This window comes from Nocardioides insulae DSM 17944 (assembly GCF_000422825.1).
Lineage (GTDB): Bacteria > Actinomycetota > Actinomycetes > Propionibacteriales > Nocardioidaceae > Nocardioides > Nocardioides insulae.
On the sequence record NZ_KE383928.1, the window covers coordinates 582,370 to 595,551 of the forward strand.

Annotated in this window: 13 protein-coding genes; 5 read left to right on the plus strand and 8 right to left on the minus strand. The window is 69.9% G+C overall.

All coding sequences use genetic code 11. From position 1 onward, the window contains the following. Window position 1 precedes the first annotated feature (1 nt). Entirely contained in the window at window positions 2–1,336 is a 1,335-nt protein-coding gene (locus G515_RS21325) for an ABC transporter substrate-binding protein (RefSeq protein WP_036555513.1), read from the minus strand. A gap of 249 nt (window positions 1,337–1,585) precedes the next feature. Here G515_RS21325 and G515_RS0112950 point away from each other — a divergent pair, with 249 nt between their 5' ends. Then, window positions 1,586–2,707: an ABC transporter ATP-binding protein gene (locus tag G515_RS0112950; protein WP_028660469.1), complete on the plus strand. Its 1,122-nt coding sequence runs from the start codon at window positions 1,586–1,588 to the stop codon at window positions 2,705–2,707. Between the two features lie 109 nt (window positions 2,708–2,816). Next, window positions 2,817–2,969: a hypothetical protein gene (locus G515_RS23505; protein WP_169570602.1), complete on the plus strand. Its 153-nt coding sequence runs from the start codon at window positions 2,817–2,819 to the stop codon at window positions 2,967–2,969. Between the two features lie 76 nt (window positions 2,970–3,045). Here the strand turns inward: G515_RS23505 and G515_RS0112960 are convergent, their stop codons facing one another. The 6 genes from G515_RS0112960 to G515_RS0112985 all read right to left on the minus strand — a co-directional run bounded on the left by G515_RS0112960 (window position 3,046) and on the right by G515_RS0112985 (window position 7,756). Beyond that, window positions 3,046–3,387 (minus strand): metallopeptidase family protein, encoded by a 342-nt coding sequence (locus G515_RS0112960; RefSeq protein WP_028660470.1) that lies wholly within the window; start codon window positions 3,385–3,387, stop codon window positions 3,046–3,048. Between the two features lie 188 nt (window positions 3,388–3,575). Further along, window positions 3,576–3,941: a DUF2255 family protein gene (locus G515_RS0112965; protein ID WP_028660471.1), complete on the minus strand. Its 366-nt coding sequence runs from the start codon at window positions 3,939–3,941 to the stop codon at window positions 3,576–3,578. 67 nt (window positions 3,942–4,008) lie between these two features. Beyond that, window positions 4,009–4,764 (minus strand): carboxymuconolactone decarboxylase family protein, encoded by a 756-nt coding sequence (locus tag G515_RS0112970; protein WP_028660472.1) that lies wholly within the window; start codon window positions 4,762–4,764, stop codon window positions 4,009–4,011. Between the two features lie 82 nt (window positions 4,765–4,846). Then, window positions 4,847–5,863: an aldo/keto reductase gene (locus G515_RS0112975; protein ID WP_028660473.1), complete on the minus strand. Its 1,017-nt coding sequence runs from the start codon at window positions 5,861–5,863 to the stop codon at window positions 4,847–4,849. Between the two features lie 10 nt (window positions 5,864–5,873). Further along, the gene (locus G515_RS0112980) at window positions 5,874–6,776 is read right to left on the minus strand and encodes an aldo/keto reductase (RefSeq protein WP_028660474.1); all 903 of its coding nucleotides are present in this window, start codon (window positions 6,774–6,776) and stop codon (window positions 5,874–5,876) included. Between the two features lie 134 nt (window positions 6,777–6,910). Further along, on the minus strand, window positions 6,911–7,756 hold the full coding sequence (locus tag G515_RS0112985; protein ID WP_211221027.1) for a helix-turn-helix transcriptional regulator: 846 nt from the start codon (window positions 7,754–7,756) through the stop codon (window positions 6,911–6,913). A gap of 101 nt (window positions 7,757–7,857) precedes the next feature. Here G515_RS0112985 and G515_RS0112990 point away from each other — a divergent pair, with 101 nt between their 5' ends. Both G515_RS0112990 and G515_RS0112995 read left to right on the plus strand, forming a co-directional pair. Then, on the plus strand, window positions 7,858–8,883 hold the full coding sequence (locus tag G515_RS0112990) for an aldo/keto reductase (RefSeq protein WP_051218358.1): 1,026 nt from the start codon (window positions 7,858–7,860) through the stop codon (window positions 8,881–8,883). A gap of 184 nt (window positions 8,884–9,067) precedes the next feature. After that, window positions 9,068–10,087 (plus strand): proline racemase family protein, encoded by a 1,020-nt coding sequence (locus tag G515_RS0112995; RefSeq protein WP_028660477.1) that lies wholly within the window; start codon window positions 9,068–9,070, stop codon window positions 10,085–10,087. Between the two features lie 211 nt (window positions 10,088–10,298). On the opposite strand, the gene typA is transcribed toward G515_RS0112995, so the two are convergent. Beyond that, entirely contained in the window at window positions 10,299–12,203 is a 1,905-nt protein-coding gene (gene typA / locus G515_RS0113000) for a translational GTPase TypA (RefSeq protein ID WP_028660478.1), read from the minus strand. A gap of 239 nt (window positions 12,204–12,442) precedes the next feature. Between typA and G515_RS0113005 the strand changes: the two genes are divergently transcribed. Continuing rightward, window positions 12,443–13,177: a ZIP family metal transporter gene (locus tag G515_RS0113005; protein ID WP_028660479.1), complete on the plus strand. Its 735-nt coding sequence runs from the start codon at window positions 12,443–12,445 to the stop codon at window positions 13,175–13,177. The last annotated feature ends 5 nt before the right edge of the window (window positions 13,178–13,182 follow it).

Genomic DNA, 13,182 nt, shown 5'->3' on the forward strand with positions numbered 1-13,182 from the left:
CTCAGCCGAGCCCGTCGACGGCCTGCACGAAGGTGTCCCACGACTGGTCCGGGGAGTCACCCTCGTCCACCCGCTGGATGGCGGTCTGGAACAGGCCCAGGACGTCCGAGTACATCGTGCCCTTGTACGGCACCCCGGGCGGGACGGCCTCGGCGCGGTTGGCCAGGATCTCGGCCGTCGGTGCGTTGTTGAAGTAGGGGTCGGTGATGTTCTCGCCGGCCAGCGTCTCCTGGGAGTCGACGTTCGACGGGTAGGCACCGGCGGCCTCGAAGGCGCCGACCTGCTGGTCGGCGTCGGTCAGCCAGTCGGCGAACTCCTTGGCCTCCTCAGGGTGCTCCGACATCGCGGGGACGGCGAGGAACGAGCCGCCCCAGTTGCCGCCGCCGCCCGGGAAGGCGTCGGCGATGTCCCAACCCTTCACGTCCGGCGCGGAGCTCTTGATGTTGGCGAACATCCAGCCGGGGCAGGGCATGGTGGCGAAGCCGTCGTTGGTGAAGTTGGCCTGCCAGTCCTCGTTCCACTGCACGACCTGGGTGGACAGGGTCGGCGAGTACTTGGCCACGGTGTCGTAGACCTCGCGCAGGCCGGTGTTGTCGGCGTCGTCGACGTTGAGGTTGTTGTCCTCGTCCTGGAAGGGGTACTCGACCTGGTTGAGCATCGCCTGGGCGATCGAGCCGGAGGAGTCGTACCACTTGGTGGCGGGCACCTTCTTCACGAACTCCTCGCCGGTGGCGAAGTAGTCCTCCCAGGTGCCGAAGAGTCCGGCGACCTCCGCCCGGTCGGTGGGCAGGCCGGCCTTCTTGAACAGGTCGGCCCGATAGCAGATCGCCTCCGGGCCGGCGTCGGTCGGATAGCCGAGCTGGACACCGTCCGCGGTCTGCCCGGCCTCGTAGCGGTATTCCACCCAGCGGCCGTCGAGGTCCGGGTCGGACAGGTCGACGAACTGCTCGGAGGCGCCCTCGGCGAGGAACTGCGGCATCGCGTCACCCTCGACACCGACGATGTCGGTCAGGCCGGTGCCGGCCTGGAGACCGGAGGTGAGCTGCTGCTTCCAGGTGTCCCACTCCGCGACCCGGGTCTCCTTCACGGTGAAGGGACGGTCGGGGTCGGCGTTCCACTGCTTGATCAGATCGGCATAGCCGAAGTCGCCGAACGTGGTGATGGTCAAGACATCGTCCTGGCTCATCCCGGACGCTTCGGAGTCGCTGTCGCCGTCGTCGTCGGAGCCGCAGGCGGCCGCCGAGCCCAGCAGGGCGGTGGCGAGGACTGCGGCGGTGAGGACGCGGCGGCGTCGAGATGTGGTGCCCCTGCGGGGCCGGCTTGGGTTGGTGTTCACGGTGACGCTCCTGCGGTGGGTGCTCGGGGAACCTGGGACAGGCGAAGGAATGAAAGCGCTTCCACATTGCTTCCTTGAATATGACGTACGTCACTGAGCGTGTCAATCGAGACGGGAGTCACTCACGCTTGATCGCGCTCGCGGAGTCATGAAAATTGGTGAGAGCGCTCCCATCGACGCGGCGCCGTGCGTGCCGTACCGTGGAAGGAACGTGACCCACATCACCGTGGGTGGAGGAGAGGACGACGGATGGCAGCGGTGACCTTCGACCACGCCGAGCATCGCTACCCCGGTGCGACGCAGCCGGCGGTGGCGGATCTCGATCTGGAGATCGAGGACGGCGAGTTCATGGTGCTGGTGGGCCCCTCGGGCTGCGGCAAGTCGACCTCGCTGCGGATGCTGGCAGGGCTCGAGGAGGTCACCGCCGGCTCCATCCGCATCGGCGAGCGCGATGTCAGCGGCGTACCTCCCAAGGATCGCGACATCGCGATGGTCTTCCAGAACTACGCGCTCTACCCGCACCTGTCCGTGGCCGACAACATGGCCTTCGCGCTCCGGATCGCCGGCGTACCCAAGGCCGAGCGGCTGGCACGGGTGCGCGACGCGGCCGCGCTGCTCGATCTGGAGGCGCTGCTCGAGCGCAAGCCGAAGGCGCTCTCGGGCGGACAGCGGCAGCGGGTCGCGATGGGTCGGGCGATCGTCCGCCAGCCGCAGGTGTTCTGCATGGACGAGCCGTTGTCCAACCTGGACGCGAAGCTGCGGGTCAGCACGCGCACCCAGATCTCCTCCCTGCAGCAGCGGCTGGGCGTGACCACCGTCTACGTGACCCACGACCAGGTCGAGGCGATGACGATGGGCGATCGGGTCGCCGTCCTCCACGATGGGGTGCTACAGCAGGTCGACGCCCCCTTGGCGCTCTACGACCGGCCCGCCAACCTCTTCGTGGCCGGCTTCATCGGCTCCCCGGCGATGAACCTCCTCGAGGCCACCCTCGACGGGGAGGGCACGGCGACGGTCGCCGGATACCGGCTGCCGCTCCCCAGGGACGTCGCGGCCAGGGCCGACGGGTCGGTCACCCTCGGGATCCGTCCCGAGTCCTTCCATGTCGTCGCCGAGGCCGGACCGACGAGCACCGGTCTGCCGGTGCAGGTCGCGGTCGTCGAGGAGCTCGGCGCCGACACCTACCTCTACGGCACCCTCGAGGACGTGCTGGCCGACGGCACCTCCGTCCAGGACGCCGTGCGTCACCAGATCGTCGCGCGTCTGGACGGGCGGCAGCGTCTGGTGCGTGGTGAGCGGGTCCTGCTGGCCGCCGACCCCGAGCGCGTGCACGTCTTCGACACGGCCTCGGGTGCCCGCCTCTCCGCCTGACCGACTGGCACATCGGGACCGGGCTCGGATCCGCGCCGTCCGCTTCGGCGTGTCGATATCTGAGCGACGGCTCCGACCTCCTTAATGAGAGAGAACACAGGAGGAAGTCATGTGGGACACCGTTCAGACCAGCACCACGCACGTCTCCCACGACCTTCCGTGCCCGCACTGCGGCCACGCCGCGCACACCTTCCTGCCCTGCAGCGACACCTGTGAGTGCGTGCCGCAGCCGATGCCCGGCAGCGTCGGCCTGGTCGCCTGACCCGATCGGGCGCCCGACGTGGGTCGGGAAGGCCGCGGTCAGCGGGCTCGGCCTCGCCTCCGCTGGAGGAATGCGCTCACCAGCCGAGCTGGCGCAGGCGGGCGTCGCCGATGCCGAAGTGGTGGCCGACCTCGTGCACGACGGTGCGACGCACCTGATCGACCACGTCGTCCTCGGACGGGCAGAGCGCACAGATCGCACGTCGATAGATCGTGATCCGGTCCGGGAGGACGCCCGCGTAGTGAGTGGTACGACGGGTCAGCGGGATGCCCTGGTAGAGCCCGAGCAGCCCGCGAGGCCCGGGCTCGTGCTGGACCACGACCGCGACGTTGCTCATCAGCTCGCCGAGTTCCTCCGGCAGCCCGTCGAGCGCCTCGGCGACCATCTCCTCGAAGCGCTCCGGCTCGACGTCCACCATGCTGCGATTGTGCGACCTGGCGCCAAACGCCGGACGGTTGTCGGGCGCGGTGGTCGAGGGGTTCGATGGGGCTGCCGGCCCGACGCCCGGCAGATCGGGGGCCACACGATGCAGACTACGACGTCAGGTCGGAGCGGCGGGCCCTCTATGCGCCCAAGCCGGGGGAGTTCCAGGGAGTGGCGCGACGCTCAGCGCGGGTCGACGCGCAGGGTCGTCGCGACCGCTGCCGGGCTGGTGATCGCCCGGACGGGGGAACCGTCGCCGTACTTGTCGTGGTAGGCGCGGTCGATCGCGTCGTCGAGGCTGTCGTCGCGGGAGAAGGTCACCTCCGCCCGGTCGCCGCCGCCCTCGATGACACCGTGCCCGGTCGCCCGGACGCCTTGGTACCACGCCCCGGCCTCACCGCGCACCGAGCGGAGGTAGAGGCTCCCGTCGACGGCGACGTGCCACACGATCCGTGGGGAGCGGAGACTTCCGTCGGCGCGGTAGGCGGCGATGTCGATCTCGCCCGCGTCGGCGAGCGCAGAGAGGTCCTCGGGGTTCCACTCGGTCATGGTCGTCTCGATTCGAAGGTAGAGGGCCAGAAGGCCGCGAGCGTCAGGTGCTGCGGACATGGCCCGGTCAGGGAGCGGGCGCGACGTCGTCGACGGCGCGCAGCGCATTGAGGGTCCGGGGATAGCCGACGTAGGGGAGGAGTTGGGTGATCACCGCGATCAGCGTCGCCCGGTCGTTGCCGACCCGCACGTTGGCCGCCACGTGCCCGGCGACCTGCGGATCGGCGCCGCCGAGGGCGACCAGCATCGAGAGGGTCAGCAACTCCCGAGTGGGGACGTCGATCCCGCCCCGGGTGTAGTGGTCGCCGAAGCAGTTGGCCGACAGGTAGCGCTGGATGTGCGCGGTGTCGGCGGACGCGCTCGCGTACATGGCGGACACGGTGTCCTCCCCGACGATCTCCCGCTGGACGGCGAGCCCACGATCGGAGCGGGTCGCACGGGTGGTGGTGGACTGGCCGGGCAGCGGGAGCTCGACGCCGTGCTCGGCGAGGATCTCGTTGGTCACGTGCAGGAAGTCGAAGACGCGACCCATCCCGGCGTACGGCACGGCCTGGTAGACGACTTCCTTGACCTCCACCGGGGTGGCTCCGACACGCAGTGCCCCGCCGAGCAGCACGCGGTACTCACCGACCGCACCCAGGGCGATCAGCGCGGCGAGCTGGGTCATCACCCGGAGTCGTGGCTCGAGCGGTGCATCTCTCTGCACGTCGTCGAAGGCGAAGTCATCGAAGTACTCGACCAGCTCGGGATCGGTCTGTGCCAGTGTCGAGATGCGGTCGCCGAAGAGGGTCTCGTGGTTCTTGCGGGCGGCTTCGGTGGGCATCGCTCTGCTCCTGTCGGGTCGGTCGTCTGGTGCCTGTCATCTGCGGCGAGGTCGGGTGCCGCGGAGATGTGGGGGCGATCGGTCAGCGCCGTCGGGCCGTGGGTGTCAGCTCGTGCGCGCCGTAACTGTTGTCGTCGGGGTTGAGGGTCACGCCGGGGGCGACGATCTCGTCGATGCGGTCCAGCACCTCGGCGGGAAGGGTGATCTCCGCTGCCGGGAGATAGTCCTCGAGCTGTTCCATCGTCCGCGGACCGACGATGGCGCTGGTGACGCCGGGGTGGTTGATCGCCCAGGCGATGGACATCTGGAGGAGCGTCAGGTCGTGCTGCTCGGCGAGCCGGGCGAGCTCTTCGACGACGTCGAGCTTGCGCTGGTTGGCGGGGACGGCCATGTCGAAGCGGGCGCTCGGCCGGGCGCCCGACGTCGGGGAGGCCGCCGCGCCCTTGCGCCAGCGGCCGGAGAGCCATCCGCCTCCGAGCGGACTGTAGGTCAAGGTGCCCATGCCGTGCCGCTGCGCGGTGGGGAGGACGTCCTCCTCGATGCCACGCACCAGGATCGAGTACGGCGGCTGCTCCGTGACGAAGCGCTCGAGGTGCCGCTCCCGGGAGACCCACTGGGCCTCGACGATCTGAGCACCCGAGTACGACGACGAGCCGAGGTAGCGGATCTTCCCCTGCCGGACGAGGTCGGTCAGTGCGCCCAGCGTCTCGGCGACGTCGGTGTCCGGGCTGGGGCGGTGCACCTGGTAGAGGTCGATGTGGTCGGTGCCGAGCCGACGCAGCGAGTCCTCGACGGCGCGGTGGACCCATCGCCGTGACCCGCCGCGGTGGTTGGGGTCCTCGCCCATCGGCATGAAGAACTTGGTCGCCAGGAACACGTCGTCGCGACGCCCCTTGAGGGCCCGGCCGACGATCTCCTCGGAGACCCCGGCGGAGTAGACGTCGGCGGTGTCGACGACGTTGATCCCGGCATCGAGGGCGCGATGGATGATCCGGATCGAGTCGTCGCGGTCCTCGTTGCCCCACGGGCCGAACATCATCGCGCCAAGGGTGAGGGGGCTGATCCGGACGCCGGTGCGCCCGAGCGGTCGGTACTGCATGGTCTTCTCCTCAGGCCTCGGGGATCGGGAAGAGCTGTCGGTCGTCGAAGTCGCGCTCGGGCTCGGGACCACCCGGCGTACCCGTGTCGAGGGCGTCGATCGCGGCGAGCTGGGCGTCGCTGAGCACGAAGTCGGTGACGGCGAGGTTCTCCGCGATCCGGCTGGGGGTCACCGACTTGGGGATCGCCGAGCGGCCCTGTTGGAGGTGCCAGCGCAGCATGACCTGCGCCGGCGTCCTGCCGTGGGCGGCCGCGATCTCGCCGATCGTCGGGTCCGCGAGGGTGCTGCGTCGATCCTCACCGCCCCAGCCCGGGTAGAACGTGATGCCGCCGATGGGCGACCAGGCCTGGGTGAGGATGCCCTGCTCGCGATGGAAGTCCTGCAACTCCGGCTGGGAGAAGTAGGGGTGCAGCTCGACCTGGTTGAGGTGCGGTACGACCTCGGTCGCGTCGATGAGCTGGGTCAGGCGCGGGACGGGGAAGTTGCTGACGCCGATCGCGCGCACCCGTCCCTCGGCGAGCAGCCGCTCGAGCGCGCGGTAGGCATCGATCGTCCGGTCGAACAGGTTGGCGGCGACCTGGTGGAGGATGAGGATGTCGAGCTGTTCGAGGCCGAGCTTGGCCGACGCCTTCTCGAAGGCATGCAGCGTCTCGTCGTAGCCGTAGTCGCTCGCCCACACCTTCGTCTCGACGACGAGGTCTGCCCGGTCGACCTCGGAGCGGCGGATCGCCTCGCCGACCTCCCGCTCGTTGCCGTAGGCGGCAGCGGTGTCGATGTGCCGATAGCCGACGCGCAGGGCCTCTTCGACCGCGGCGATGGTCTCGTCGGGTGGGGTCTGGAAGACGCCGAATCCGAGGGCCGGCAGCCGGACGCCGTTGTGCAGGGTCAGGGTGGGAATCTTCGGGTCGCTCATGTCCTCCACGCTAGGGACCGACCCGAGGGCGCGGGAGGGCCTGTCGTTACCCCGCTCGGGGCTACCCCTCACAGCCCGCGCGACGGATGCGGTCCGACGGAATGCTCCTGCGGGCAGGCCGGCACCCAGCGGAATCACGGCGTCGGCTCGAACCTCTGCGCGCCGATGACCCGAAGCAGGTCGAGTTTCTCCCGCGCGTCCGTGCCCTCGATCGGGAAGAAGGCGTGCAGAGCGTGCTCCGCGTCAGGCGTCAGCAGGACCTCGCATCGCAGCCGGATCAGACCAACCTCGGGATGCGTCATGTCCTTGCGGTCGGACTGGCGCACCCCGACCTCGTGCCGGTCCCAGTGCTCCCGGAACTCGGGGCTGTCTCGTCGCAGGTCCTCCACCAGTGTGGTGACGTCCTGGTCGCCGGCCCGGCGCGCCGCGGTAGCGCGCAGGTCCCCGACATGTGCCGCGGTCAGGCGGGCGCGCGCCTCCTCGGGGAACCGTTCGCGTGCGCGCGGATCGGTGAACCACACCCAGACCAGGTTGCGCCCGACACCCGGCCCGGGGTCCTCCCAGTCGAACAGGGTGGCGAGCAGGGCGTTGTGCCACAGCACCTCTCCGAGGTCGCTCACGATCGCGATCGGTACGTCCACCAGACGGGTCGCGATGGCGATCAGACCGGGACTGATGTGACCGCTCCCGTGGCGTCGGGGAGCGGCGAGCCCGGCGAGGTGGAAGAGGTGGTCGCGCTCGGTGGGATCCAGCCGCAAGGCCCGCGCCAGTGAGGTGACCACCGACTCGGACGGAGCAGATCCGCGGGCCTGCTCCAGTCGGGTGTAATGGTCGGTGGAGACCCCGGCGAGGAGTGCGACCTCCTCGCGGCGCAGACCGGGGGTGCGGCGTCGGACCCCCGGCGGCATGCCGACGTCGGCAGGGCGGAGTAGTTCGCGGCGGCGGCGTAGGAAGTCGGCGAGCCCGGGACGGTCGATCACCCGGGCCATTCTGCGACTCCGCCGCCCGCATATCCAGGGAGAGCCCCTCCCTGGATGCGCCGTGCCTGCCGCCGATCTCCCGGCCGACGCAGGGTGGAGGCATGGACATCATCGATCCGACCACCCCCACCGACCTCCGCCCCCTGGCCCAGCGCACGTTGGGTCGCTCCGGTCCGGCCGTCCCATCCCCCGGGCTCGGCCTGATGGGACTTTCCGGTGCCTACGGGCACAGCGACGACGAGGAGGGCCTGCGGGTCATCCACGCCTACCTGGACGCAGGCGGCACCCTGCTCGACACCGGCGACTTCTACGGGGCCGGGCACAACGAGATGCTGCTCGGTCGCGCCCTGGCCGAACGCGACCGCGACCAGGTCGTGCTCTCGGTGAAGTTCGGCGCCCGGCTGACTCCCGGCTCGCCCATGCCCAGTGGCCTCGACGGTCGTCCCGCCTCGGTCGGGAACGCGCTCGCCTACACGCTGCGGCGGCTCGGCACCGACCATGTCGACATCTACCGGCCGGCCCGGCTCGACCCGGACGTCCCGATCGAGGAGACGGTGGGCGCGATCGCCGAGCTCGTCACGGCGGGATACGTGCGCCACATCGGGCTCAGTGAGGTCGGCGCCGACACGATCCGGCGTGCCGCCGCCGTCGCGCCCATCAGCGACCTGCAGATCGAGTACTCCCTGCTCAGCCGAGACATGGAGGACGACATCCTGCCCACCTGCCGCGAGCTCGGCATCGGCGTGACGGCGTACGGCGTGCTCGCCAAGGGCCTGATCGGCGGGAGCGGCGCGGGCGACGCGCTGCTCGCCACCGCCTTCCCGCGATTCCAGGGGGCCAACCGGGAGCACAACGATGCCCTGATCGCACCCCTGCGCGAACTCGCCGAGGCGAAGGGGGCGACCCTCGCCCAGCTCGCGATGGCCTGGGTCGCCGCCCGGGGAGGGGACATCGTCCCGATCGTGGGTGCGCGCAGGCTCGCTCAGGTGGAGAGCCTGATCGGTAGCGCAGGTGTCGTGCTGGACGCCGCGGATCTCGCGCGGATCGATGGTCTGGTGCCCCGGGGTTCGGTCCGGGGGGACCGGTATCCCGCTGCCGCCATGGCCGACCTCGACAGCGAGCGCTGAGCGGCGCGCACCCGCCACCGTCCACCGATCCCGACGGGCCGTGGGGCTGCGACGCTCGATCGGCCCAGTCGCTCGAGCCGGCCACTTGTTCACCGCGCGCCGGTTTGTTACATATGACATTGCACTGCCGACCGGGGCGTGCGGAGCGAGAACCCTGACCGTCCCGAAGCCAGATCGGAGCCCCATGGAGCCTCGCAGGATCCGCACCGTCGATTACCACACCGGCGGCGAACCGTTCCGGATCGTGACCGACGTGCCGCCCCTCCACGCCCCGACGGTCGCGCAGAAGCGGATCGAGGCCATCGCCGACCCCGACGTCGACGGGCTCCGGGCACTGCTCTGCTCGGAGCCGCGCGGCCACGCCGACATGTACGGCGGCTTCATCACCGAGCCGGACGACGAAGGAGCGCACTTCGGAGTGCTGTTCTGGCACAAGGACGGGTTCTCGACCGCGTGCGGCCACGGCACGATCGCGCTCGGGGCCTGGGCGGTGAACTCCGGGCTGGTGGAGGCGTCCCCCGACGGCGTGACCGAGGTCGTCATCGACGTACCGTCCGGCAGGGTCACGGCGCGGGTCCACAGCTCGGCCGATGGTCGGGTCTCCTCGGTCGACTTCATCAACGTCGCCAGCTATGAACTGCACCCGTACGTCGAGATTCCGACCAGCGCCGGTCCGGTCGCGAGCCGGATCAGCTACGGCGGCGCGCTCTACGCACACGTGGAGGCATCGACGCTGGGGCTGTCGGTCACCGGCGCGGACCTGCCGCGTCTGATCGAGCTCAGCAGGGAGATCAAGGTCGTGCTCAACGCCGGCGAACACTCCCGCCACCCGAGCGACGAGCGGCTCGACGGCATCTACGGGGTCATCTTCTTCGACGACCACGGCGAGGACGAGCACGGCAACGTGGTCCAGCGCAACGTGACCGTCTTCGCCGACGGCGAGGTCGACCGGTCACCTTGCGGGTCCGGCACCTGCGCGCGCATCGCCACCCTGGCCGCGACCGAGCGGCTCGACGAGGAACACCATCTGGTGCACCACTCCATCGTCGGCTCCACCTTCATCGGCCGGATCGTGGAGCGGACCGACGTGGAGGGCCTCGAGGCGGTCGTGCCGATGGTCACCGGGACGGCGTTCATGACGGGTGAGCACCACTTCCACGTCGATCCCGACGACGAGATGACACCGGGATTCGTGCTGCGCTGAGCGAGGAGAAAACGAGTGGCCCCACCGGAGATCATCCCGGTGGGGCCACTCGTCACGTCAGGTCCGTGCTCGTCCCTCGCTGCGGTGGGGGCTACTTGTTCGCCTCACACGCTCGGCTCGCGATCGGGGCTCCTACCTCGCCCCATCGCGTCGCCTCACAGAAGACGAGCAAGCAGCACCCGCCTCCGCTCGTTCCTCGCTGCGGTGGGGGCTACTTGTTCGCCTTACGCGCTCGGCTCGCGATCTTGGCCCGCGCGTTGGAGTCGAGCTCGACCTTGCGGATGCGGACCATGTCGGGGGTGACCTCGACGCACTCGTCCTCGCGGCAGAACTCCAGGCACTGCTCGAGGGAGAGCTTCTTCGGCGGGATGAGCTTCTCGAAGTTGTCCGCCGTGGCCGACCGGATGTTGGTCTGCTGCTTCTCCTTGGTGATGTTGACGTCCATGTCGTCGGCGCGGGAGTTCTCGCCGACGATCATGCCCTCGTAGACCTCGGTGGTCGGCTCGACGAAGAGGATGCCGCGCTCCTGCAGCGAGGTCATCGCGTACGCCGAGGCGGCGCCGGCCCGGTCGGCGACCAGGGAGCCGGAGTTGCGCGAGCGGATCTCGCCGGCCCAGGGGAAGTAGCCCTCGGAGATGTGGTGGGCGATGCCGGTACCGCGGGTCTCGGTGAGGAACTCGGTACGGAAACCGATCAGGCCCCGCGCCGGGACGACGAACTCCATCCGCACCCAGCCGGTGCCGTGGTTGGTCATGCCCTCCATCCGGCCCTTGCGGTTGGCGAGCAGCTCGGTGATGGCGCCGAGGTACTCCTCGGGCGCGTCGATGGTGAGCCGCTCGAACGGCTCGTGCCGCTTGCCGTCGATCTCCTTGATGACCACCTGCGGCTTGCCGACGGTCAGCTCGAAGCCCTCTCGGCGCATCTGCTCGACGAGGATGGCGAGGGCCAGTTCGCCTCGACCCTGCACCTCCCACGCGTCGGGGCGGTCGGTGGGCAGCACGCGGAGCGAGACGTTGCCGATCAGCTCGGAGTCGAGGCGGTCCTTGACCAGACGGGCGGTCACCTTGGCGCCCTTGACCTTGCCGACCAGGGGAGAGGTGTTGGTGCCGATGGTCATCGAGATGGCCGGCTCGTCGACGTGGATCAGCGGCAGCGCGACCGGGTTCTCCGGGTCGGCCAGGGTCTCGCCGATCATGATCTCGGGGATGCCGGCGACCGCGACGATGTCGCCCGGGCCGGCCTGCTCGCCGGGCTTGCGCTCGAGGCCCTCGGTGATCAGCAGTTCGGTGATGCGGACGTTCTTGACCGTGCCGTCACGCTTCATCCACGCCACGGTCTGGCCCTTGGTCAGGGTGCCCTGGTGGATGCGGAGCAGCGCCAGCCGGCCGAGAAACGGCGAGGCGTCCAGGTTGGTCACGTGCGCCTGCAGCGGAGCGCCGTCGGTGTACTCGGGAGCGGGGATGGTCTCCAGGATGGTGCGGAACAGCGGCTCGAGGTTGTCGCTGTCGGGGAGCTGGCCGTTCGCCGGCTGCTCCAGCGCCGCCACGCCCGCCTTGCCGGAGGCGTAGACCACCGGGAAGTCGAGGGCGTCCTGGCTGTGGGAGTCGTCCAGCAGATCCATGAACAGCTCGTAGGTCTCGTCGACGACCTCCTCGATCCGCGCGTCGGGGCGGTCGACCTTGTTGACCACGAGGACGACGGGCATGTCCGCGTTGAGCGCCTTGCGGAGCACGAACCGGGTCTGGGGGAGCGGTCCCTCGGAGGCGTCGACCAGCAGCACGATGCCGTCGACCATGGAGAGACCGCGCTCGACCTCGCCGCCGAAGTCGGCGTGACCGGGGGTGTCGATGATGTTGATGGTCAGGCCGTCGGGAGCGTCGAACTCCGCGGCGCTCGGACCGGCGTAGTGGACCGCGGTGTTCTTCGCGAGGATGGTGATGCCCTTCTCGCGCTCGAGGTCACCGGAGTCCATCACCCGCTCCTCGACCGATTCGGCCTGGTGGGCGGTGAAGGCCCCCGACTGCTTCAGCATGGCGTCGACCAGAGTGGTCTTGCCGTGGTCGACGTGCGCGACGATGGCGACGTTGCGCAGAGTGGCCTTCAAGGTCTCAGACATGGATGTACGGCGCGCCTTCAGGTGAGGGATCTCGACAGGCCCGACCACGCAAGGCTGAGCCTCCCCGAGTGTAGTGCGACCGCCGCCCGAATCGCGCTTCGCTGCGCATCCGGAGCGGGCCGCACCGGCGGCGCCGGCGGTGGGCGGGGAGCGCGGAGGACGTGTCGGTCCGGTCCCGCCGGGCCTTCCTGCGGCAGGCTGTGCGGAGCGGTCTCGGCCCCGGGAGTACAGGAGGAGCGATGGCGGCACTGGCGCTCATCTGGGGGATCGTGGCGAGTTCCTCGCTGATCCTCGGCGGGCTGCTCACCTTCGTGACCAGGCTCAGCCCGCGAACCGTGGGCGTGGTGATGGCCTTCGGCGGCGGCGTCTTGATCAGCGCGGTTGCCTACGAGCTGGTCGAGGAGGCCTACGACGGTGGTTCCACCGGCCTGCCGGTCGCAGCGGGCCTCTTCGCCGGCTCGGTTGTCTTCTTCGCCGGCGACGCGCTGATCGACCGGATGGGTGGCGACCGGCGGAAGAGTTCCTCGGGCGCCCAGGCCGGCGGTGTCGGGCTGGCGATCGTGCTGGGGATCGTGCTGGACGGCATCCCCGAGTCGATGACCCTGGGGCTGACCGTGCTCACCGACGGGACGGTGAGCATCGCGCTGCTCGCGGCGGTGTTCGTCTCCAATCTCCCCGAGGCGGTCGCGGCGACGGTCGGGCTCACCCAGGCGGGCTGGTCGCGAGCCAGGATCCTGGGGCTGTGGGCGCTGGTCTGTGTGGTGAGTGGGCTGGCCTCGCTGGTCGGCGCCACGGCGTTCGCCTCCGCGTCGGCGGGCGTGACCGCGTTCGTCCTCGCCTTCGCCGGCGGCGCCATCCTCACCATGCTCGCGGACACGATGATGCCGGAGGCCTACGAGCAGGGCGGACGCGTCGTCGGGCTGGTCACCACCCTCGGGTTCGCCGTCGCGTTCGCCATCTCCGTGCTGGAGTGAGTCCC

What these genes read in the sequence shown, in the direction of transcription:
- G515_RS0112950 (WP_028660469.1), top strand. Translation starts at nt 1,586, where the DNA reads ATGGCAGCGGTGACCTTCGACCACGCCGAGCATCGCTACCCCGGTGCG.
- G515_RS23505 (WP_169570602.1), top strand. Translation starts at nt 2,817, where the DNA reads ATGTGGGACACCGTTCAGACCAGCACCACGCACGTCTCCCACGACCTT.
- G515_RS0112960 (WP_028660470.1), bottom strand. Translation starts at nt 3,387, where the DNA reads ATGGTGGACGTCGAGCCGGAGCGCTTCGAGGAGATGGTCGCCGAGGCG.
- G515_RS0112965 (WP_028660471.1), bottom strand. Translation starts at nt 3,941, where the DNA reads ATGACCGAGTGGAACCCCGAGGACCTCTCTGCGCTCGCCGACGCGGGC.
- G515_RS0112970 (WP_028660472.1), bottom strand. Translation starts at nt 4,764, where the DNA reads ATGCCCACCGAAGCCGCCCGCAAGAACCACGAGACCCTCTTCGGCGAC.
- G515_RS0112975 (WP_028660473.1), bottom strand. Translation starts at nt 5,863, where the DNA reads ATGCAGTACCGACCGCTCGGGCGCACCGGCGTCCGGATCAGCCCCCTC.
- G515_RS0112980 (WP_028660474.1), bottom strand. Translation starts at nt 6,776, where the DNA reads ATGAGCGACCCGAAGATTCCCACCCTGACCCTGCACAACGGCGTCCGG.
- G515_RS0112990 (WP_051218358.1), top strand. Translation starts at nt 7,858, where the DNA reads ATGGACATCATCGATCCGACCACCCCCACCGACCTCCGCCCCCTGGCC.
- G515_RS0112995 (WP_028660477.1), top strand. Translation starts at nt 9,068, where the DNA reads ATGGAGCCTCGCAGGATCCGCACCGTCGATTACCACACCGGCGGCGAA.
- typA (WP_028660478.1), bottom strand. Translation starts at nt 12,203, where the DNA reads ATGTCTGAGACCTTGAAGGCCACTCTGCGCAACGTCGCCATCGTCGCG.
- G515_RS0113005 (WP_028660479.1), top strand. Translation starts at nt 12,443, where the DNA reads ATGGCGGCACTGGCGCTCATCTGGGGGATCGTGGCGAGTTCCTCGCTG.